Genomic DNA, 21,976 nt, shown 5'->3' on the forward strand with positions numbered 1-21,976 from the left:
GCGTACAGCAAGCGCACGTTCGCAGCTAAATAGATGATAATTTGTCATAAAATGGAAGTGGCTGGCGCTTTGCCCGAACAGTTGGCAAGCTAGTGTTCGATTCCGAACACTTGTCAGGAGCCGTCAAGCCCGTGTCCTCCGAATCACCGGTCATCCTCGTCATCGACGACGATCCGGATATCGTCCGCGCGGCCACGCTGCTGCTCGAGCGGAACGGCATGCAGGTGATCGGCGCGGCTGATCCCGATGCGGCATGGGTGCGGCTGGCGGAGCGGCCGGTGGATGCGATCCTGCTCGACCTCAATTTCGCGCGTGGGCGAACCAGCGGGGAGGAGGGGTTCCGCCTGCTCGACCGGCTGATCGCGGCCGATCGCAATGCCGTGGTTGTGGTGGTCACCGGGCATAGCGGCATCGCCGTGGCAGTGCAGGCGATGCGCGGCGGGGCGAGCGATTTCGTCATCAAGCCGTGGAGCAACGAGCGGCTGCTTGCCACGGTCGACCGGGCGGTGGCGTTGCGCAGGGCGCGGCTGGCGGCGGCGCCCGCCATGGCCGGGGAAGAGGCGCTGTTGTTGCTGGGTGAGGCGCCTGAGATCGAGGCCGCGCGCGCGCTGATCGCTCGGGTGGCGCCCACTGATGCGGCAGTGCTGCTGACCGGTCCCGCCGGGAGCGGCAAGACATTGGCGGCGCAGATGCTCCACCGCGCCTCCTCGCGCGCCGAACGCCCGCTGGTGACACTCGACGCAGCGGTGGCCGATCTGGCGATGATCGAGGCGCGCGTCGCTGCTGCGGCGGACGCGACGCTGCTGATCGAGGAAGTCGACCGGCTCGCTCCCGCCCTCCAGCCCGAACTGGCGCGGCGGCTGGCGGGTATCCGCGTGCTCGCCACCAGCCGGCTGGACCGCGGCGGCCTGCGTGCGGCGCTGATCGACGATCTGCGCTTTCGGCTCAACACGGTGGAGATTGCGATGCCGCCGCTTGCAGGACGGGACCAGGATGCGGTGCTGCTCGCGCGGCACTTTCTGGCGCTGTTCGCGGGTCGGTACGGCCAGCCCTTGCGGTCGCTGACCGACGAAGCGGCCCGTGCGATTGCCGCCGATGCATGGCCCGAAGGCGTACACGGCCTGCGCCAGGTGATCGAGCGGGCGGTGCTGCTGGGTGGCGGTGCGGTGATCGACGTCGCGGCGCTGGGGCTTGCGCTGGAGGCGGACATGCTGGAGCCGCGCGCGATCAAGGCAGATCTGAACCTCAACCGCAGCGAGGCTGCCCTGGTGGCGGCGGCGCTGAAGCGTCACGCATTCAACGTCAGCCGGGCGGCGGCCGAACTGGGGCTGACAAGGGCTGCGCTCTATCGGCGGATGGCGAAATATGGACTCTAGGCGGTGGGCGGCGCTGCTGCGCGGATTGTTGCTGATGTTGGCCGGCGTGGCGCTGTCGATCGGCTGGCAGCGTGGGCTGTACGCAACGGCGCTGGTGGCTGCGCTGGCGGCACTCTGGGCGCTGGCGACCGGGTGGGCCGATGCGCGCCCGCCCTTGCCGCAACCTGTCGCGGCACCGCCGCCGGTGGACCGCGCCCATCGCGAGCGGCGGCTGACGGCGCTGCTCGACTTGTCGCCGGCGCCGATCGTGACGCTGGACGGCGACCGGCGGCTCTATGCGATCAACCGCGCCGCGCGACGCCTGTTCGGGGCCGAGGATCTGGTGGCGGACCCACCGGCCGGGCTGGTCGAAGCGATCTCAGGCGAGCAGGTCGGACGGGCCGCCACGGTGGCGCTTGGCGGCCGCAGCTATGCCCTTACCAGCAGCGATTTTGCACTCGGCGGGGCGCAGAGCAAGCTCGCGGCGCTGATCGATATCGATGCCGAACTGAAGGCCGCGGAGGCGGCGACATTGCGCGACCTGGTGCAGGTGCTCAGCCACGAAATCGTCAATGCGCTGACCCCGATCGCGTCGCTCAGCCGCACCGCGGCGGATATGCTGGAGGACGATACACCCGCCCTGCCGGCGATCCGAGACGCGGTGGGAACGGTGGCGCGCCGCGCTGCGGGGTTGCAGCGTTTTGGCGATGCCTATCGCTCACTGGCGCGTCTGCCGGCGCCGACGATGGGCAGCGTCGAAGCCAGCGAACTGGTCGCCGATCTCGCCCGGTTGTTTGCCACGCGCTGGCCCGGGGTGGTGCTGAACCTGACGGCGGCGGGACCGCATATGCTGTACGCCGATGCCGATCAGTTGAGCGCCGCGCTATGGGCGCTGTTGCAGAATGCGGCCGAAGCGGTCGGGGACGGCGGGCACGTAGAAATCCGGCTGCTCCGCGAGGCAGGCAGCACGCTATTCCGTGTGGAGGATAACGGACCGGGCATCGCCCTTGCCGATCGTGGTGCGATCTTCCGCCCCTTTTTCACTACCAAGGCGCAGGGTAGCGGCGTCGGTCTCGCGCTCGCCCGGCAGATATTTCTGGCGCATGGCGGCGATCTGCTGCTGATGGAGGGGCAGGGGGCCTGCTTTGAAGCCCGGCTGCCGCAGGTGCCGGCGGGGGGATAAGGGTCGCGCCGGTGTCAGTCGGCCGGTTTCCATCGCAGAAAATAATGGGTTGGAAATTGCGATTCGGATTGGCTGAAGCCGTGACGCAGATAGAGCGCGCAGGCGCGGGGATTGTCGCGTGCGACATGCAGGCCGATCGCTGCCTTTCGTGTCGCTGCATTGCCCTGAATCCAGCCGATCAGCGCGCTACCCAGGCCCTTGTTGCGCGCAGTGGGCAACAGGCTGATTTCCATTAGTCGCCACTCCCTCCCTTGCCGGTCGAGCGATAGCCGGCCGATGGGTTGCGCAGAGTCTGCAGCCGTGATCACCCAATAGTCCGCATGCGGGTGCTCGCGCAGATAATGGCAATGCTGCAGCCGGAACTGATCGGCGACGAAGGCAAGCTTTTCCGCCGACCCCCATGGCACGGCGGCGAGGTCCGGTGCGCGAAGGGCGCTATAGAGCTGAAGCAGGAACGGCAGGTCGGCCGTGTCCGCGTGCCGGAGGCAGAGCGCCGACGGCAGCGGGGCGTCCTCGGCGGATGAGGAATGCTGCGTTGGAAAGGGTGGAAGGCTAAGCGCGTCTGCCTGTTGCGCCATCAGGATTACATCCGTTTCCGTTCCATCGGCTTTTGCTGAAGCGGTGGTTGCGGCAAACTAGTCGCGACTAGCCTATAGAGAAAAGAGGAAGACGATGCGCCTCGCAACGCCCGAGGATTTCGAACCATGGGTGGGGCGTGCGGTGCGGGTGAACACCGCACCGCATCCCGTCGAACTCGTGCTTGCCGAACTGCGGCGGATGCCGCCGATCATCGGCGCCGATTTTCGCGAACCCTTTTTGCTGCTCTTCGAATCGCCGTGGGATGTCGTGTTGCTCGACGAGACCTATGAAATCGATTGTGGCCGTGGCGGCCCGCACGACATCCATTTGTCCCAGTTGCTGCCCAAGGGGCCGACACGCCGTTACCAGGCGCTCTTCACCTGACTTTTCCGCGCGATCGGCGGCGCGTCAGGGCTGTTCAGGCCAGACGCCCGCCGAGGCGATGATCGTGGTAACGGCGAGGAACGGCTGCATCACCGAAATCGGCGCGCTGCTTCCTGCCGGGTTCACCGTAACTGCACCGGTGATGCCCGAAACCTGACCGGAAACGCCGTCCAGCGCCACGGGGGTGAGGCCTGACGCTTTGGCGGCGGGCACATAAAATTTGGGACTGCCGGAGGCCGAGAATACCGAGCCGAGATGTGCTCCCGCCTCCGGGGCGGCCACCTCATTGGCAAGGGTAGAGCCCGCCAGTGCGGTGAGACGCCCGGTAAACTGGGGCGAGCCAGTCGCGGCAAAGGTCGCAGTGTGGTTGTGAGCCGGAAGCTGCGCCTGGCTGAGGGAATATTGCTCAAGGCCTCCTTTTGCGCCGACAACGTGCGGTGTCAGGCCCGGGCCACTTCCGGCGCCGAGGAATACGCGCCCGCGCGCATCCGGCAGCGCATAGTCCGTGACGCCATTGCCGCCAAAACTGTTGCCGAGCAGGGCGAACAGCGCCTGATTCTGGCCGACCTTCAGTATCGTGCCGTCGCAGTTCATCCAGTTGACGGGTGCATATCTGAACCCGACCTGCATGATCTGCCCGATAAATGGATCCATCGTCATCTCCCTCCTAAAAGACACGGGCGACCATAGCCCGCCTGTAGAAGCGTTTGCAGGAAATGTAGAGCCGTAATGGATGTAAAATAAAAAACATCCAGAAATAGCCACTTATGTCACAGTTGTACGAATGAAGCGTGCTTGGATTGTGCTTTGAGTTGTCTTGTGGTGTTGAGGGAAAATCGCCGAAATGGCATGATTAAAGGGGGGTAAATCGGGAATGGTGGTGATTTCCGGACTTATAGGTCTGTAAGTTGTTGTCATCGTTTCGGATTGCCGTGCGTGCATATGGGGGTGAGATGCAGGTTGAGGCCATTGTCGGCGCATATGCGGCGATTTTCGCTCGTGGCTGGCGCATGGGCAGGGCCTTGTTGGTCCCGGCGCTCGCCGCGACATTGCTGGCGCCCGCTGCGGCCCAGGCGCAGAGCACCGGCTGTGCGGCTGTAAATAATGGTCTGATGGATCTTACGGGGAGTATCTCGTCAGGAAATTTTAGCTCCAATAATGCATCTCTTCATGATTCTTCGTATTTGATGAATTTCATGCGGGCGAGTTCTTCGTATCAGTCTATTCTGGATAGTAATAATGGTGGAGTTTTTTCAATTTCATATATTAATGGGTATTCATTTTATTCAGGGGACATTATAAATTATAGCGTTAATGTCAGTAATTTTTCCGGGACGTCCGATCCTGATGTTTTTTATGCTGGCGTGAGAGTGGAGAGCGATCCTCTTCCCAACTACGATGTTAATGACGCTTCGATAGCGAAAATCGGACAGGGCGGCCCCTACACAGGAAGTTACACGCTCGGCAGCGCCGTAAGTCTTCTCGGTGTCGGCGTGTATGATGGCCGCGGTGCCGGTACCGCAACCATCCAGATGACGGTGACCTGCACGCCCGCGGGCTGGACGGCCCCGTCGCTGGGCGTCTCCATGACCCATTCGGGCACGCCCTCGCAGGGCGGGACCGTGGATTATACGATCACGCCCAGCGTGAGCAGCGGCTCCTACACCATCGGCAATCTCACGCTCGCCCTAAGCATTCCCAGCGGCATGAGCTTCAACGGCGGGACGGGCACGGGCTGGAGCTGCACCTCGACCAGTTGCACCTATTCGAACAGCGTCGCGAGCGGGAGCAGCGGCAATCCGCTGACGCTGCGGCTCAATGTTGCCAACAATGCTGCCGCCAGCCTGACGCCGGGCGTCACTTTGTCCGGTGGCAGGGCCAGCAATTCGCCTTCCGCCAGTGACACGACCACGGTAACGCCCCTTGCGAGCGCGCCCACGGTGACCGGGGTGGCGCCCACTTCCGGTGCGACGGCGGGTGGGACGTCGGTCGTGATTACCGGCATGAATTTTACCGGCGCGACTGCGGTGAAATTCGGCGCCACGGCGGCGCCCGGCTTTACGGTCAACAGCGCGACACAGATCACGGCCACGTCTCCCGCACTTGGCGCCGGTACCGTGGATGTGACCGTCACGACTCCGGGCGGTACCAGCGCGACCAGCGCTGCCGACCAGTTCACCTATGTGGCGGTGCCGGCGGTGCCGACGATCACCACCACCCCGCCTTCACTCGCCAATATCGGCAACGCGATCTTCCAGTTCACGCTCCCCAGCGGCACTGCAGAATGCGCGATCGACGGCGGCAGTTTTGCTGCCTGCACCAGCCCCAAGACCTATACCGGGCTGGCCGATGGCACACACAGCTTTCAGGTGCGTGCGACCAACGTTGGCGGAACGAGCACTGCGGCCAGCCATAGCTGGACGGTCGATACCACTGCGCCGTCGGCGCCGGCGATATCGGCGCCTGCAAATGGATCGACCCGGCTGGTCTCGCAGCGGACGGTTTCGGGTACGGCAGAGGCATCGAGCACGGTCACCGTCTATCTCGACGGCAATGCCGACGGCACCGCCGTCGCGAACGGATCGGGCAACTGGAGCTACACCTTGTCCGCGCTCACCGCTGGTAGCCACAGCGTGAAGGCGCGCGCGGCCGATGCTGCGGGCAATGTTTCGGTGGATTCCAGCACCAGCAGTTTCACGGCGGTCGCTGTCTTGAGCGCCACACGGAGCATAAGCGCGGTCGGACTGACGACCGGCACGGCTACGAGCGTCCAGCCGATTTCGCAAACTGGCGGCCAGGCGCCTTTTACCTACGTGATCAGCGGGGGAATTATACCGAGCGGTCTCGCTTTCAACTCCAGCACCGGCTTTCTTTCCGGTACGCCGGAGACGACGCTGGGGGTGACGACCTTTGCCGTCACCATCACCGACGCGCTGTCGCAGACCGCGTCCAACACCTTTACCCTGGAAGTGACCGGTCCGGTGGCTCAGTCGATCAGCTTCACCTCCACCGCGCCCGCTTCTGCAACGGTCGGGGGCGCGACCTATACGCCTGCCGCGACCGCGACGTCGGGCCTGACGGTCGCGTTCTCGGTCGACTCGTCGAGTTCGGGGGTCTGTTCGATCAGCGGCGGCGCAGTGAGCTTCACGGGCGTCGGCACGTGCCGCATCAACGCCAACCAGGCGGGCAACTCAAGTTACGATCCGGCGCCGCAGGTGCAGCAGAGTTTCTCTGTCGGCATCGGCAGCCAGACCATCGCGTTCACCTCGACGGCACCTGCCGGCGCCAAGGTGGGCGGTTCCGCCTATAGCCCTGCAGCTACCGCCAGCTCAGGCCTGGCTGTCAGCTTCACGGTCGATTCAAGCAGCAATGGAATATGTGCGTTGTCCGGCGGTAGCGTTTCGTTCACCGCGCCGGGCACTTGCCGCATCAACGCGGACCAGGCGGGCAACGCCAGCTACGCTGCCGCGACGCAGGCGCAGCAGACATTCACCGTTGCCAAGGGCGACCAGACGATTACGTTCGCGGCCTTGTCCAACGCCGCGCGGTCTGCGTCCCCACTGACGCTCACGGCTACGTCGAGCGCGGCGCTGACCGTCAGCTTTTCGAGCACTACCCCCGGCACCTGCACCGTTTCCGGCACCACCCTGACGCTTGTGGCGCTTGGGACGTGCACGGTCGCGGCCGATCAGGCGGGCAACGGCACCTGGAATGCTGCGCCGACCGTCAGCCGTAGCCTGACCGTAATGCCCGAGACGCTGGTGCTCACGTCAGGCGGCCCGACGGCCAGCAAGGTAGGGACACCCTATATTCAGAACAGCATCGCGACCGGCGGTGTAGCGCCGTACAGCTTTGTGGTGACGGCTGGAACGCTGCCACCAGGTCTCAGCCTCAACAGCGTTACGGGTATCGTGAGCGGAACCCCGACTGCGGCAGGTGCCTTCAGCTACACGATCACCGTATCGGATGCCGCCAGTCCGGCGGTCACTGCAACGGGCGCTGCAGTCTCGGGCACGATGGCGAAGGGCGACCAGACCCTGAGCTTTACTTCGACGCCTCCGTCGCCCGCTGTCATTGGCACCAGCTACACCGTAACCGCGACGTCCAGCGTCAGCCTGCCCGCCAGTTACGCCATCTCGCCTTCGAGCAGCGGCATCTGCACGATCAGTGGCAGCAACGTCAGCTTCACGGCCGGAGGCAGTTGCGTCGTCGTCGCCAGCCAGGCGGGGGACGCCAATCACGAGGCGGCGACGCCGATCAACCAGACGATCACTGTCGCTGCGCCGCCCGTCGCCGCCAACCGCACCGGGGTGGCAGTCGCCTATAACAGCTCGGGAACGGCGATCGATCTTTCCACCAGCATTACCGGCGGCGCCCACAGCGCGATTGCGGTTGCAACCGCGCCTGCGCATGGCACGACCAGCATCGCGGGCGACGTTATCACCTATGTACCTGCCGCCGGCTATTATGGTGCCGACAGTTTCACCTTCACCGCCACGGGCGTGGGTGGCACTTCCGCCCCGGCGACGGTGTCGCTGACGGTGGCGACGCCGGCCGCGCCGACTGCGGCCGCGGTGACCGCGGCTGTGCCCTACAACAGTAGCGGCCAGGCGATTACGCTGCAGCCCGCCGGAGTCTATTCGAGCCTGGCGGTCGTTACGGCCCCCGCGCATGGTGCGGTGACGATCAGCGGCACAACGGCCACCTATGTGCCGACCAGCGGCTATTATGGTGCGGACAGCTTCACCTATACGGCGACGGGCCCGGGCGGTACCTCTTCGCCGGCGACGGCCTCTGTCACGGTCAGCGTGCCCGCCGCCCCGGCTGCAGCGACCGTTACCGCATCGGTGCCCTATAATAGCGGCGGACAGGCGATCACGCTGCAGCCCGGCGGAGTCTATTCCAGCGTGGCGGTCGGTACGGCACCTGCGCATGGCTCCGTTACGATCAGCGGGACGACCGCGACCTATGTGCCGACCAGCGGCTATTACGGCGCCGACAGCTTCACCTATATAGCGAGCGGTCCAGGCGGTAGCTCGGCACCGGCAACCGTTTCGCTTACTGTCGCGACACCGCCGCCGCCGGAACCGAAGCCGACCAGCGCGGCCGCGACAGGCGCGATGGTCGAAGGCGGGTCGAGCGTTGATGTCAATCTGGGGGCGCTGGTTTCGGGCGTGTTCGATACGCTCGAAATCTCCACCCCGCCGGCAAATGGCTCGGTCACGCTGATCGGCCCTGGCACGTCCACCGCCAAAGGCGGACTGCGGGCCCAGGCGGTCAGCGGCTGGACGGCGACCTATCTGCCAAAGGCAGGCTTTGTCGGGGAAGACAGCTTCGAATTCGTTGCGGTTGGGCCGGGCGGCCGATCGGTGCCGGCGACGGTCACGATCACCGTCGCGGCGGTCGCGCCGGTCGCGCAGCCGAAAAAGGCGAGCGTCGGCGATGCGCAGTCGGTTTCGGTCGATCTGACTGCGGGGGCGACCGGCGGCCCGTTCAGCGGCGCGACTATCGTGAGTGTCACGCCGTCTTCGGCCGCCACCACCAGCATCGAGCAGATCGGTGATCCTCTGTCGCCAAGCTATCGATTGAATGTGACGACGAAGCCGCATTTCAACGGCACGATCCTGGTGCGCTACACGCTCACCAATCTGTTCGGCGACTCGCAGCCGGCGGACGTAACCGTCACCGTCACAGCGCGTCCTGATCCGTCGGCCGATCCGGTCGTGCGGGCGCTGTCCGATGCCCAGGCCGAGGCGGCGCGTCGCTTCGCCCGCGCACAGGTAGCGAATTTCATGGCCCGCGCGCAGCAGCTGCACCATGGCGGCGGCGCGACCAACCCGCTGGGCGTGCGGTTCGGTCTGGTCGATCTGCTGCGTGCACGTCGCGAGCCGGACATGACCGGCCATGATGTCGAAATCGCCTTTGCCGACTGGAAGCACGGCCGCACTAGCGACCGTGGCGTCGAGAGCGGCTCGATGGGCGACATGTCCCTAAACGGTCTGCCCGGGGTGCTGCCGGGGCAGCGGGATGCCGCCGGGGGCGACGCTGCAGGTAGCGGAAACCGGTCGCGCCGTGCGTCACGTGGCGGGAGCGGCGAGGAACGGCCGGTCGGTTCGATCGCGCTGTGGTCGGGCGGTTCGGTCGAAATCGGCACGCTCGATCGGCGCAGCAACCGCGCGCGCATCAGCCTGTCGAGCGGCGGCCTGTCGGGCGGTGCCGATGTGCGGATTGCCGAATGGGGCAGTGTGGGTATCGGCGGCGGCTATGGCAGCGACATCAGTCGCATCGATGGCCAGGCAGCCCGCGTCCGCAGCGATACGAAGGTCTATGCCGGCTATGGCAGCTTCGAGCCGCTCGACGGCACCTTTGTCGACACGATGGTCGGCCATGGCACGCTCGATTTCCGCACTCGCCGCACGATCACGGCCGACGGAAGCATCGCTTCGGGCAGCCGCAACGGTGACATGACCTTCGGCGCGCTGTCCTTCGGCGTCGACCGACGCGAGGGCGGGGTGCGCTGGTCCAGCTATGGCCGGGTGGAATTCCTCGACGGTACGCTCAACGCCTATACCGAGACCGGGTCGGATCGGTATGCGCTGCGCTTCGATGCGCGTCGCATCCATTCGCTCACCGGCGCATTGGGCGGGCGAGTCGAGTTCACGCGCGATCTGGGCTTTGCCAAGATCAGTCCGCGGTTGGGTGCGGAGTGGCTGCATGAATTCCGCAGCGCGAGCCTTCAGACGCTGGATTATGCCGATTATGACGGTCCATCGGTCTATGGTTTTTCGACCACTGGCTGGAAGCGCGAGCAATATCAGCTGACGGTCGGCGGGCGATTATCTACGCTGTCGCGCTGGATGCTGGACATGGAGCTCGGCATTCGTGGCGGCGTGGGTGAGCAGACCGGCCAGTTGCGGCTGCGGCTGAGCAAAACCTTCTGAGGAGGGCAGGGCTAGAGCGTTTTCACCTTCAGTGAAGACGCTCCTCCTCTTCGGAGGGGGGCATTTCGGAGGCGTTGACCGTAACGGTCAACTTGAAAATGCTCTAGGCGCCTTCGCTCCCGCTTGCGGCGGGCGGAAAGGCAAGCGTGAAGGTCGCGCCGCGCCCCGGCGTGCTGGAAATCGTGAGCTGCCCGCCATGGACTTCCATGATGCGGCGGACGATCGAGAGCCCCAGCCCGGCGCTGTCGGAACGCTGATGGTCGGCGCGCCAGTATCGCTGGATTGCTGCTTCCGGATCAGCGGCGGCGATACCCGGACCGGTGTCGCGCACGGCAATGCAACCGGGGGCCATCACCTCCACGGTAATTTGCGTGCCGGCCGGGGTGTGGCGGCTGGCATTGGTCAACAGGTTCGACAGGGCGATGCTGGCCAGGGTGCGGTTGCCGCGGATCAGAACCTGCGCGTCGGGCGCTTCCAGCGCGATGCTGTCGCCGGCTGCCAGCACGGCCGGCGCATGCTCTGCTACCAGGGCACGCGCGAAGTCGGTGGCGTCGAACCGCTCGAACCGGTCTTCGGTGATCGTCTCAAGCGTTGCCAGGTCCTGCAACTGGGCAACGACATGCGTCAGCCGGTCAATCGAGCCGCGTAGATGCGCCCGCAATGCGGCATCCTCCACCCCCTCAAGTTCGACACGGTGTGCGGCGAGCGGCGTGCGCAGTTCGTGCGCGACATTGGCAATGAATTCCGACTGCTGGCGAAAGCTCGCCTGCAGTCGCACGAGCAGCGCATTGGTCGCATGGGCAAGCGGTGCAACTTCCAGCGGCAGGCCCTCTTCCTCCAGGCGCAGGTCGAGATTGCCGGGTCCGATCGTTGCTGCCCGGTTGGACGCGGCGCGTACCGCCAGTACCAGCCGCCCGATCAGCACGCTATTGATCAGGGGTAACAGCAAGAGGATGGCGACCAGCAACGGATTGTAGCGGCGCACGAACGCATGGACGACATCGTCTAGGATCGCGCCCGGCCCGGCCTCATCCTGGGTAACGATTACCCAGCCGCGCGTCGTGCCGCGCTCGAACGGCATGCTCACGCCGATAAATGCCCCGGCGCGGAAAGGGGTCAGCCGGTTGAGACGCGGCGCCTGCTGCCATGGCACAAGCTCGACATGCGCGCTGCCCGTGACGAACCGACCCGCCGCGTCCGTTATCACATAGGCGCGGCCATCATAGGGTGAGGCATAGGCGCTGGACAGCCCCGACCCGAGCTGCACGCGCGCTGGCCCTGAATTGTGCCGGATCGCGCCGGAAATGACCCAGGCCTGTTCGGCAAGTGTCTGCAACTGATAGCGGCTGACTTCCTTGTGCAGCAACGAGGCGAGCAGGATCGGCAGCGCGACGGCGGCCACCAGGATGGCGCCTAGCTCCAGAACAAGGATTCGCGCGATCAGTGAGCGCGGCCACCATTTCATGGAATGGCTGTACCGTAAGCTGCCGCGCGCATCCATGCCGTTCGCACGGGCTCAGCGCACGCCCGTGGCAGTCCCGGACCGCAAGATGTAGCCGACCCCGCGGATCGTCTCTATCCGAACCGTCGCACCGGCGCCTTCCAGTTTGCGGCGCAGGCGATGTGCCAGTACCTCGACCGCGTTGGACCCCACCGGTTCGCTCAACCCGTACAGCTGGTCCTCGGCAAGCTGCTTGCTGACCACCTGACCCTCGCGGCGAAGCAGCAGCCCCATGAACTGGCGTTCGCGCGCGGAAAGCTGCACCGGTTGCCCATTGACCGTGCAGTCGCCCGATTGGCTGTCGAACGCGACGTTGCCGGCCTCCAGCGCCAGACCCGCCAGTCCGCCCTGACGGCGCAAGACGGCGTGCAGGCGGGCGATCAGCTCCTCAACGTCGAACGGCTTGATGACATAGTCGTCGGCACCGGCGTTGAGGCCTTCGATCCGGTCGTCCAGGCGCGTGCGCGCCGAAATGGCGAGGATCGGGATGGTATTGCGCTCGGCGCGCAGCGTGCGGAGCAGGGCGAGGCCGTCACCATCGGGCAGTCCCAGATCGAGCAGCATGGCCGCATAATGTGCGGCACCCAGCATCTGCCGCGCATCAGCGAACCCGGCGGCATGGTCGCTCTGGATGGCGCGACGTTTCAACGCGCCCGTCAGCGCTGCGGCAAGCGCCAGATCGTCTTCCACCACCAGCAGACGCAATGCCGCCACCCCGTAAGCTGCCCGTAAGCCAAGGGCGCTACTGCCGCAGCGCACCATGAGCAAGCCATTCTATAATTCCCTGCAGATGATGACCCTGGAGATCCGCGCGTGACCGGCGAAACCCCTGAAAGCGCGCTGCTGCCCGAGCCGCGCCGCTTCGACACTGCAGCCCAGTGGCGGCTTCTGGTGCTGATCGTCGGCGCGGTAATCGCGCTGCTCGTGATCGGCTGGGCGGTGAAGTCCGCGCTGACGCCGAAGCCGGCGCCCGAGGCGCCTGCCTCGCCCGATACGTTCAAGCCGACGGCCGACCAGCTTTCGCAGATCCAGTTCGCCACCGTCTCGGCGGGCGCCAATTCGGAACTGCTGCGCGCCAGCGGCTCGATCGCCGCCGACGCCGATCACAGCACGCCGATCCTGCTGCCCTTTTCGGGCCAGGTGCAGGCGGTGCTGGTCGAGCTGGGCCAGCGCGTGGAGCGTGGCCAGCCGCTGCTCCGCATCGCCTCGCCCGAACTGGTCGACGCGCGCGGAGCGCTGCTGACGTCTGGCGCGCAGGAGGCGAGCGCTGTCGAAGCGCTGCGGCTCGCCCAGGCTAATTTTGAGCGGCAAAAGGCGATCTATCAGAGCGCGGGCGGCGCGATGAAGGATTATCTGCAGGCCCAGGCTGATCTGGTCGCGGCGCAGTCGAACGCGCGCACGGCGGCCTCTGCCGCACGCGCGGCGCGCGACCACCTCGGCCTGTTCGGCAGCGCCTCGGGCGAGACGGGCGCGCAGGGCGGCACCGGCTTCGTGGTCTATCGTGCGCCGGTGGCCGGCGTAGTCGCTGACCGCAGCGTTGCGCCGGGCCAGTTCGTCGCTTCGGGTGGCGGTTCGCCGGTGATGACGATCACCAACCCTGCCCATGTCTGGCTGGTCGCGCAGCTCGCCGAAAGCGATGCCGCCAATATCCAGCTGGGCGACGAAGTGACGGTGACGACGCCGGCGCTGCCCGGTCGCGAGTTTACCGCGAAGATCGACTATATCGCCGCCGCACTCGATCCTGCCAGCCACCGCCTGCCGGTGCGCGCGACGATCGCCAATCCGGACGGCGCGCTGAAGCCGCAGATGTTCGCGTCCTTTGTCATTCGCCGCGCCATCGGCGGTGGAGCGGGGGTGCTGGTTCCCTCCGTGTCGATTATCCATGAAGGCGACAATTCCCGCGTCTGGGTGCTCGGTAGCGACAAGGCGCTGCACAGCCGCATGGTGAAGGTGGGCGCGTCCGAAGGCGGCTTTACGCGCGTGCTCAGCGGCCTGCAGTCGGGCGAGCGGGTCGCCACCAAGGGCGCGCTGTTCGTGAACGAGGCGGGCCTCGAGCAATGAACCGCATCGTCGAACTGGCACTGCGCCAGCGTATGCTGGTGCTGACGGTGCTGATCGGCCTGATCCTGGCCGGCATCCTCGGCTTCATGAACCTCAATATCGAGGCCTATCCCGATCCGGTTCCCCCGATGGTGGAACTGGTGACGCAGAGCGACGGCATCTCCGCCGAGGAGATGGAGCGCAACGTTACCACCCCGATCGAAGTGGCGATCGCCGGCCTGCCGCATCTGACGGCGGTACGCTCGATCTCGCTGTTCGGCCTGTCGGACGTGCGCATCCAGTTCAGCTATGACGTGACGCATATGGAGGCGCAGCAGCTGGTGCTCAGCCGCCTCTCGCAGCTTGGGAACCTGCCCAACAACGCCCAGCCGCTCATCTCACCGACCAGCCCGATCGGCGAAATCTATCGCTATCGTCTTACCGGCCCCTCCGGCTATTCGGTGATGGACCTGAAGACGATCCAGGATTGGGTGCTTCAGCGTCGCTTCAAGCGCATTCCGGGCGTGATCGACGTGACCGGCTGGGGCGGCAAGCTGCGCTCCTACGAAGTCCAGCTCGACCGCGACAAGCTGGTCGCGCATGGCGTGACCGTGCCGCAGGTGCTGCAGGCGATCGGCAAGAGCGACGCCAATGTCGGCGGCCAGACCGTCAATTTCGGCGAGCAGGCGGCCATCGTGCGCGGCGTCGGGCTGATTCAGTCGGTGGATGCGATCCGCAACGTGCTGGTCGGCACCGCCGGCACCACGCCGGTGCTGCTGCGCGACGTCGGCACGGTGAAGGTCGGCAACCTGCCGCGCCTGGGTGTCGCCGGCGAAGGGCAGGACAACGACATCGTCATGGGCATCGTCCTGATGCAGCGTGGCGCCCAGTCGCTGCCGACGATCAAGGCAGTGAAGCAGGAGATCGAAACGATCAACTCCAGCGGTATCCTGCCGCCGGGCGTGAAGATCGAGCGCATCTATGACCGGTCGGACCTGATCGGCGTGACGACGCGCACGGTGATGCACAACCTGGTCGAGGGCGTGCTGCTGATCTTCTTCCTGCAATGGCTGTTCCTGGGCAATCTGCGCAGCGCGCTGATTGTCGCCATCACCATTCCGTTCGCGCTGTCGGTGGCGGTGTTGATCCTGGTGATCCAGGGGGAATCGGCCAATCTGTTGTCGCTGGGCGCGCTCGATTTCGGCCTGGTTGTCGATGCCGCGGTAATCATGGTGGAGGCGATTTATCGCCGGCTTGCAGACCGCTCGCATGCGATTTCGGAAGGTCGCATCCACGCGACCCATGCCAATCGCTTCTCGGCGATCCTCCATGCCTCCAGCGATGTCAGCCGCGGCATTTTCTTCGCCGCCGCCATCATCATCGCCAGCTTCCTGCCGCTGTTCACGCTGACCGGCGTGGAAGGGCATATCTTCGGCCCGATGGCGAAGACCTATGCCTATGCCATCGCCGGCGGCCTGCTCGCCGCATTCACCGTCTCGCCGGTGCTGTCGGCGCTGCTGTTGCCGGACAAGCTGCGCGAAGTGGATACCTGGGTGGTGCGGCAACTGCGCCGCGTGCTGGACCCGGCAATTTCGTTCGCGCTGGCCAACCGCGTGCTCACCTTTGGGCTGGCGACCCTGCTGATCGTGGGCGCCTTTGCCACGGTACGCACGCTGGGCGTCGAGTTCCTGCCGCATCTGGAAGAGGGCAACCTTTATATCCGCGCGACGCTGCCGCCCTCGATCTCGCTCGAGGCGGGCGAAGAGGCGGTGAACGGCATCCGCAAGATCATCGCCAGCTATCCCGAAGTGGACCGGGTGGTTTCCACCCATGGCCGCCCCGATGACGGCACCGATCCTACCGGCTTCTTCAATGCCGAATTCTACACGCCGCTGAAACCGGCCGAGGATTGGCCTTCGGGGGTGACCAAGGAGAAGTTGACGGCGGAACTGCAGGCCAAGCTGGCCGCGCGCTATCCGGGCGTCGATTTCGAATTCTCGCAATATATCGAAGACAATGTCGAAGAGGCGTCGTCGGGCGTGAAGAGCGCCAACTCGCTCAAGATTTACGGCGGCGATCTCGAGACGCTCGAATCGATCGCCAACCAGATCAAGGCGCAGATGGCGCAGGTGAAGGGCATTGCCGATCTGGGCGTGTCGGACTCGCTCGGTCAGCCGACGGTGCGCATCGACATCGATCGCGCAGCAGCCGCACGCTATGGCCTGACGCCGGACGACATCAATTCGACCGTTTCCGCCGCCATCGGTGGCCAGTCGACCGGCGATCTCTACGAAAAGTCGACCGACCGGCACTTCCCGATTGTGGTGCGGCTCGATCCTGCGCAGCGCAACGATATCGAGGCGATCCGCCGCATCCAGATTGGCGCGCCGTCACCGAGCGGCAACGGGCTGGTACAGGTGCCGCTGTCCGAAGTGGCGCAGGTGAAGCTCACCTCGGGTGCGTCGTTCATCTATCGCGAGCATCAGGAACGCTATGTTCCGATCAAGTTCAGCGTTCGCGGCCGCGACCTGGGCGGCGCGATCGACGAGGCAAAGGCGCGCATCGCCCGCAATGTGAAGATGCCGCCGGGCTATCACCTCGAATGGGCGGGCGAACTCGGCAACCTGACCAGCGCCGTCGCGCGACTGGAAGTGGTGGTGCCGATCAGCCTGGCGCTTATCCTGGTGCTGCTGTTCGCCAATTTCGGCTCGGTGCGCGACACGCTGCTGTCGTTCAGCGTGATCCCGATGGCGATGGTGGGCGGCGTGCTCGCGCTGGCATTGACCGGAACGCCGTTCAGCATCTCGGCGGCAATCGGCTTCGTCGCCTTGTTCGGCATCGCGGTGATGGACGGCATTCTGGTCGTCAGCACCTTCAACCAGAATGTCAACGAAGACATGGACCACGAAAGCGCCATGGCAGTGACGGTGCGCCACTGCCTGCGCCCGGTGATCATGACCTGCCTTGCCGCCGCGATCGGCCTGTTGCCTGCCGCTGTCTCCAGCGGCATCGGCAGCCAGGTGCAGAAGCCGCTGGCGCTGGTAGTGGTGGGCGGCATGACGCTGGCCCCGCTGCTGATCCTGCTGGTGCTGCCGCCGCTGATCCTGCGCTTCTCGCGGCATCAGGGTGCGCATGGTCACACCCTACGCCGGCAGCATGCCGATGGCACCCCGATGGAGCAGGCATGATGCGTAGCCAGCCGATTTCTCTTCTGTCGCTGGCGCTGCTCGCCGGCTGCACGGTAGGCCCGCACAATGTGTCGGCGCCGGTGCCGATGCCGCCCGCGCGCGAGGGCCAGACCATCGCGCCGGCCAGCGGGCCAGCGCAGCAGCTGGTCGCCGGCGCGGCGCAGATGCCGCAATGGTGGCACAGCTTCGGCAGCGACAAGCTGGATGCGCTGGTAGCGCAGGCCTTGGCGCACAATAACGACCTCGCCACCGCCGAGGCCAATCTGCGCCAGGCGCAAGAACTGGCGCGTGCCGCCTCGGGCTCGACCGGGCCGCAGGTGGACGCCAATTATCAGGCGCAGCGCACGCGCATCTCGCGCGCGTTGTCCGGCCCGCTCGCCGACCAGAACACCTATACCTACACGCTGCATACGGCGCAGCTGACGGTCGCCTATCCGCTCGACCTGTTCGGGGCGGGGCGTAACCACGTCCGCTCGGCGCGTGCCGCAGCGGAAGTGGCCGCGCACCGGCTGACGGCGGCGCGGGCCACGGCGGTTGCCAATCTGGTGCTGGCGGTGATCCAGCACGCCTCGCTGGAGGCGCAGATCGCGGCGACAGAGGCCGCGATCGAAAACAACCGCCAGCTTGTTGCGCTGCTCGAACGGAGGCGCGTGCTGGGCGATATCGGTGAGGCTGATGTTTCGGCGCAGCAGACGGCGCTGGCCACGGTGGAGGCAACGCTGCCGCCGCTGCAGCGCCAGTTGCAGCATCAGGCCGGGCTGATCGCGCAGTTGCTGGGCGAGGCGCCGGGTGGGGCAGGGACCAGCCTGCCCACGCTGGCCGAGCTGCACCTGCCGGCCAGCCTGCCGCTCGCGCTTCCCGCCGACATCGTCGCCAACCGTCCGGACGTTCGCGCCGCTGAAGCGCAGGTACAGGGGGCCGCCGCCGATCTGGGAAGCGCGATTGCCGCGCGCCTGCCCACGGTACAGCTGACCGGCAATGCCGGCGGTTCTGCAACGCGCTTCCTCGACATGTTCAAGGACGGCAACCCCTTCTTCTCACTGATCGGCGGGATCACCCAGCCGGTGTTCCATTCGGGCCAGTTGCTGCACGAGCAGCGTGCGGCGCAGGCGGCGCTCGACGCGGCAAAGTCCGAATATCGCGCCGCCGCGCTGCAGGCGTTCCTCGACGTCGACGACGCGATTGCCGGCCTGCGTACCGATGGCGATGCGCTGGATGCGGCCGCCCGCGCCGATGCGGCGGCCTCGCGCACGCTGGCGATGACGCGGCGGCAGGTGGAACTGGGCGCGCTGGGTACCCTGCAATTGCTGGGAGCCGCATCGGCAGCATCGCAGGCGTCGGTGCAACTGGTGCAGGCGAAGACCGCGCGGCTGAGCGATACGGTGGCGCTGTATTTGGCTTGCGGTACGGACCCCGCCGCCTTTGCAGCAGTGGCGAAATAGGCCCGGTTACAGGTGGCCGGGCTACATGGGGCCCGGTTACATATGGGTTGTAAGGCCGATGCGGACGTTGAAGGGCCGCAGCGGCGTCGTCTGATCGCGCGACCCCAGGGTGAAGGGGTTACCATAGGCGAACTGGTTCGCGTGGCTGTTGGTCAGGTTATTGGCCGTGATGCTGATTTCCGAGCGGTTGAAGCCCACCGATGCCACCAGCCCGGCCGTCCAGTAATTGCCTTGGCTCACGTCGAACAAGTCGCCCGTGCCCAGCACCGAACGGCCGATATAGTCGAAGGACACGCCAATGCGCGGCGAAACCTTGCCCAGCGACCATTGATAGCTGAGCGCGGCGTGGCCCGCGAAAGGCGGCGTTTCCGCCAGCCGTCGGTTGTTCTTCTTCGACTGGTTGGCAATCGGCCCGTTCACATGATTGTTGGTGAACAGGAAGGATCCTTCGGCGCGCAGCCCGAGAAAGGGTATCCAGTCGACATTGCCTTCCAGCGCAGTGATCTGCGCATCGCCGATATTGGCGGTATAGGGCTGTCCGCTCTTGTTGATCAGGTCAGCCTGGATGTTGGTCCAATAGGCGGTGGAAGCGCTGCCCGAAAAGGCGATGCCGGTCAGGCCGCGGCGCAGCTTGCGCACGCCGATCTCGCCCACGGTAATGTCGTCGGGCGTATAGTCCGCAACCCGCCCGACGCCGGTCGCAACGGCAAGACCGCCGGTGCGATAGCCGGTCTGCACGCGTGCGAATACCGCGAATTGCGGGGCGATGCGCCACGACGTTGCCAGCGTCGGATCGATGCGCCGGGTCCGCCTGCCGTGGATGAAGGTAGTTGGTTTGGGCGCGGCCGAGGGGTCGCCATCGATGCGTGCGGCAGTAAGGCGCGCGCCCGCGGTGATCGACAGATTGCGCGTCAGCGCGAACGTGCCTTCGCCAAAGGCCGAGCCCGCGTTGGTGACGTTGGTGACACCGATGATCGATACGTCATTGTTCGGCGCGCCCAGACTGCGCACCAGCACGTCGCTGTCGCTGATAACGCTGAGCCCAACGACCCAGGAGGTGCCGTTGGGCAGCGAGCGCGACAGCCGTGCCTCCTGCGTGAACAGATCCTTGTGATGATCCGGGCTGTAGATGCGAAGCGGCGTTTTCGGGCTGCGCGGGCTTGCGTCGAACTGTTCCTGGGTGCGCAGGCCGGTGATACCGGTCGCGGTCACGAAGTGCAGGCCGCTGTCCCAGTCCTTCGTTACAACCAGCCGGCCGAACAGCAGGCGCGTATCGAAGGGCTGGTCGATGCGCGAGCGTCGCGCGAGCGGGCCTTCGACACGCTCCGCATATTGGCCGTCTTTCGCCTCGATCCACTGGCCCAGCACGCTGGCATCCACGCGCCAGCCATCGCCGGGGGCGACGCGAAGCGCAAGGCGGCCGCCGCTGGTCTCGACACGGTTGATGTTGGATGCCTTGCGCTCGTTATCGCCGATATAGCCGCCGTCACGGGTGTGATATGCGACCGCACGCAGCGCAACGCGATCGGTAAGGATCGGCAGATTGGCCATGCCGGCGCTGTCGAAACCTGTTTCGCCGCCTGCCGTGGCGGTCACGCCCATGCTGGTCGAAACTTCGGACCGCGCAAGGTTCGGTGCATTGGTGGTGAGGCGGATCACCCCGCCAATCGCCCCGGAGCCATAGAGCGTGCCCTGCGGCCCCTCCAGCACCTCCACGCGCTGCATGTCATACATGCGCAGGCCAGGTTCGGGGCCTGAATAGTTGAGCTGGACATCGTCGAGATAGACGCTGGTCGGCGCTTGCGTGCTGCCGTTGAAGCTGCTGTCGGCGATGCCGCGAATGAATACCTTGTTGCGACCGTCGCCCAGCTGGGTGCTTTGCAGGATCGGAACGCTCTGGGTCAGGTCGCTGATCGTGCCCGCGCCGTGCGAACTGTCGGTGGCCTCGGAAACGGTGGTCAGGCTGCCAGGATAGCGCAGCAGGGTGATGCGCTGCTTGCTCGCGGTGACGACCACTTCATTGGGTCCCGCGGGCGGGGGCGGCGCTGCGCTGGCACGTGCCTGATGCCGGGGGTGCGGCTGCGGTGCCGGCCGCTGTGTGCCGCGGACGATGCGATAGGCGCCGCTTTGGGTGATGATCGCGCGATAGCCGCTGCCTTCCAACAGGCGGGCAAGCGCGACGCTGACCGGAAGATTCCCCTGCACGGCGGGGGTGCGGACGTTGCGCAGGCCATGTTCGGTACTGACGATCTCGGCACCGCTCTGGCGACCGAGGCTGGCAAGCGCGGCGTCCAGCGTCGTTGCCGGAATCGAGACGCTTACCTGCTGGGCGTGTGCTGCAACGGGAAACAGAACCGCAAATGCGGCAAGGCAGTAAAGGCGTCTAGCGGCCGGCGGGCGCTTGCTCCGACAATATCCACTGCCCGCCATTGCGTCGCCACGTCGCCCCAGTCAGTTCGGCCAGATGCGGAACATCCCGATCGGCGGACCCGGAAAAATGGACCATGCCGGTAAATGGCCGGTCCGACAACTCGCCCTTCAGGACAATATCCATGCCATAGAGCCGGTGAAGCGTCGCGGCAACCTCCCGCATTGGTTCGCCGCCGAAACTCAGCGTGCCCTGGCGCCATCCACCCACCAATTCGGGTGCGACTTTGCTACGGATGACGGCGTCCCCGCTTTCGCGCGCCGTCAGCGTATCGCCCGGATGCAGCGCCACCGCCGATTCGCCCGGCTGGAAAAGCACTGCGCCTTCCGACACCGCGACCGACACGCGCCCGCTTTCATGCGCGACGTTGAACACGGTGCCCAGATCGCGCAGCGAGACCCCGCCTGCGGTCACGGTGAACGGATTGGCCGCGTCATGGCGCACATGGAACACGGCCTCGCCCTGCTCCAGCGTTGCAACGCGCGCATTGGCATGGTCGAGCTTCAGCGCGGTGCCGCCGCTCATCTCGATCATCGTGCCGTCGGAAAGCGTCACGACGCGCGATTCGCCCGCCGCCGTCGCAACCTGATAGGCGGAGGCGCGCGGCGCCAGCAGTGCGGGGCCGGCAAGGGCCACCACCAGCGCAGCGGCTGCGCTGATGGCGCCGCCAGCATACCAGCGCCAGCGCCGGCCGGGCGCTGCAACCGGCGCATTGTCGTTTCCGGCCACCACCGGTGCCTCCGGGAAGCGGGCGTCGGCGATCATCCGGTCGTCGGCAGCGACGCGGTCATAGGCCGCCGCATGGGCGGGGCTGGCCTCCAGCCATTCGATGAATGCGCCCCACGCGGCATCGTCCGCCTCTTGCAGGCGGAGGTGCCACGCGATCGCTACATCGATCGTCTCTGCCCCTTCAGATCGCACGGTTAGCATCCCTT

General features: G+C 65.9%; 13 protein-coding genes. 7 read left to right on the plus strand and 6 right to left on the minus strand.

Annotated elements, in window-relative coordinates; all coding sequences use genetic code 11:
- The first annotated feature begins 131 nt into the window (after window positions 1–131).
- A complete protein-coding gene (locus ACT53K_RS11355; protein WP_476228759.1) occupies window positions 132–1,376 on the plus strand; it encodes a sigma-54-dependent transcriptional regulator in 1,245 nt (414 codons plus the stop codon).
- Window positions 1,366–2,538 carry a sensor histidine kinase gene (locus tag ACT53K_RS11360; protein WP_476228760.1) on the plus strand — a complete coding sequence of 391 codons (1,173 nt, stop codon included), beginning with the start codon at window positions 1,366–1,368 and terminating at the stop codon, window positions 2,536–2,538. The genes ACT53K_RS11355 and ACT53K_RS11360 overlap by 11 nt, the downstream gene beginning before the upstream one ends.
- 14 nt (window positions 2,539–2,552) lie before the next feature.
- On the opposite strand, the gene ACT53K_RS11365 is transcribed toward ACT53K_RS11360, so the two are convergent.
- Window positions 2,553–3,116: a GNAT family N-acetyltransferase gene (locus ACT53K_RS11365; RefSeq protein WP_476228761.1), complete on the minus strand. Its 564-nt coding sequence runs from the start codon at window positions 3,114–3,116 to the stop codon at window positions 2,553–2,555.
- Window positions 3,117–3,210: 94 nt separating this feature from the next.
- On the opposite strand from ACT53K_RS11365, the gene ACT53K_RS11370 reads away from it, so the two are divergent.
- Window positions 3,211–3,501, plus strand: a complete 291-nt coding sequence (locus tag ACT53K_RS11370; RefSeq protein ID WP_476228762.1) for a DUF6916 family protein — start codon at window positions 3,211–3,213, stop codon at window positions 3,499–3,501.
- Between the two features lie 24 nt (window positions 3,502–3,525).
- Here ACT53K_RS11370 and ACT53K_RS11375 read toward each other — a convergent pair whose 3' ends face one another.
- Complete coding sequence (locus ACT53K_RS11375; RefSeq protein WP_476228763.1) at window positions 3,526–4,155, minus strand: phage tail protein; 630 nt, start codon at window positions 4,153–4,155, stop codon at window positions 3,526–3,528.
- A gap of 716 nt (window positions 4,156–4,871) precedes the next feature.
- On the opposite strand from ACT53K_RS11375, the gene ACT53K_RS11380 reads away from it, so the two are divergent.
- A complete protein-coding gene (locus ACT53K_RS11380) occupies window positions 4,872–10,442 on the plus strand; it encodes an autotransporter domain-containing protein (protein ID WP_476228765.1) in 5,571 nt (1,856 codons plus the stop codon).
- Between the two features lie 103 nt (window positions 10,443–10,545).
- On the opposite strand, the gene ACT53K_RS11385 is transcribed toward ACT53K_RS11380, so the two are convergent.
- Window positions 10,546–11,907, minus strand: a complete 1,362-nt coding sequence (locus tag ACT53K_RS11385; RefSeq protein ID WP_476228767.1) for a sensor histidine kinase — start codon at window positions 11,905–11,907, stop codon at window positions 10,546–10,548.
- A gap of 51 nt (window positions 11,908–11,958) precedes the next feature.
- Window positions 11,959–12,657, minus strand: coding sequence for a response regulator transcription factor (locus tag ACT53K_RS11390; RefSeq protein WP_476228768.1), 699 nt, complete (start codon window positions 12,655–12,657; stop codon window positions 11,959–11,961).
- 99 nt (window positions 12,658–12,756) lie between these two features.
- Between ACT53K_RS11390 and ACT53K_RS11395 the strand changes: the two genes are divergently transcribed.
- Genes ACT53K_RS11395 through ACT53K_RS11405 form a run of 3 tightly spaced genes read left to right on the plus strand, consistent with a single transcriptional unit; the run spans window position 12,757 to window position 18,613 of the window.
- Complete coding sequence (locus tag ACT53K_RS11395) at window positions 12,757–14,004, plus strand: efflux RND transporter periplasmic adaptor subunit (protein ID WP_476228769.1); 1,248 nt, start codon at window positions 12,757–12,759, stop codon at window positions 14,002–14,004.
- On the plus strand, window positions 14,001–17,171 hold the full coding sequence (locus ACT53K_RS11400; RefSeq protein WP_476228770.1) for an efflux RND transporter permease subunit: 3,171 nt from the start codon (window positions 14,001–14,003) through the stop codon (window positions 17,169–17,171). The genes ACT53K_RS11395 and ACT53K_RS11400 overlap by 4 nt, the downstream gene beginning before the upstream one ends.
- Window positions 17,168–18,613, plus strand: coding sequence for an efflux transporter outer membrane subunit (locus ACT53K_RS11405; RefSeq protein WP_476228771.1), 1,446 nt, complete (start codon window positions 17,168–17,170; stop codon window positions 18,611–18,613). Before ACT53K_RS11400 ends, ACT53K_RS11405 begins: the two co-directional genes overlap by 4 nt.
- A 36-nt stretch (window positions 18,614–18,649) precedes the next feature.
- Here ACT53K_RS11405 and ACT53K_RS11410 read toward each other — a convergent pair whose 3' ends face one another.
- Together ACT53K_RS11410 and ACT53K_RS11415 are read right to left on the minus strand one after the other, a co-directional pair.
- Window positions 18,650–21,043, minus strand: a complete 2,394-nt coding sequence (locus ACT53K_RS11410; RefSeq protein WP_476228772.1) for a TonB-dependent receptor — start codon at window positions 21,041–21,043, stop codon at window positions 18,650–18,652.
- Entirely contained in the window at window positions 20,997–21,971 is a 975-nt protein-coding gene (locus ACT53K_RS11415; RefSeq protein WP_476228773.1) for a FecR family protein, read from the minus strand. The genes ACT53K_RS11410 and ACT53K_RS11415 overlap by 47 nt, the downstream gene beginning before the upstream one ends.
- Window positions 21,972–21,976: the final 5 nt, after the last annotated feature.

The sequence above is a fragment of the Sphingomonas sp. DMC8 genome (assembly GCF_056314185.1).

Bases quoted from the DNA above. Each gene is read 5' to 3' on its own strand.
- ACT53K_RS11360 (WP_476228760.1), top strand. From the start codon at position 1,366: ATGGACTCTAGGCGGTGGGCGGCGCTGCTGCGCGGATTGTTGCTGATG.
- ACT53K_RS11365 (WP_476228761.1), bottom strand. From the start codon at position 3,116: ATGGCGCAACAGGCAGACGCGCTTAGCCTTCCACCCTTTCCAACGCAG.
- ACT53K_RS11370 (WP_476228762.1), top strand. From the start codon at position 3,211: ATGCGCCTCGCAACGCCCGAGGATTTCGAACCATGGGTGGGGCGTGCG.
- ACT53K_RS11375 (WP_476228763.1), bottom strand. From the start codon at position 4,155: ATGGATCCATTTATCGGGCAGATCATGCAGGTCGGGTTCAGATATGCA.
- ACT53K_RS11385 (WP_476228767.1), bottom strand. From the start codon at position 11,907: ATGAAATGGTGGCCGCGCTCACTGATCGCGCGAATCCTTGTTCTGGAG.
- ACT53K_RS11400 (WP_476228770.1), top strand. From the start codon at position 14,001: ATGAACCGCATCGTCGAACTGGCACTGCGCCAGCGTATGCTGGTGCTG.
- ACT53K_RS11405 (WP_476228771.1), top strand. From the start codon at position 17,168: ATGATGCGTAGCCAGCCGATTTCTCTTCTGTCGCTGGCGCTGCTCGCC.
- ACT53K_RS11410 (WP_476228772.1), bottom strand. From the start codon at position 21,043: ATGGCGGGCAGTGGATATTGTCGGAGCAAGCGCCCGCCGGCCGCTAGA.
- ACT53K_RS11415 (WP_476228773.1), bottom strand. From the start codon at position 21,971: ATGCTAACCGTGCGATCTGAAGGGGCAGAGACGATCGATGTAGCGATC.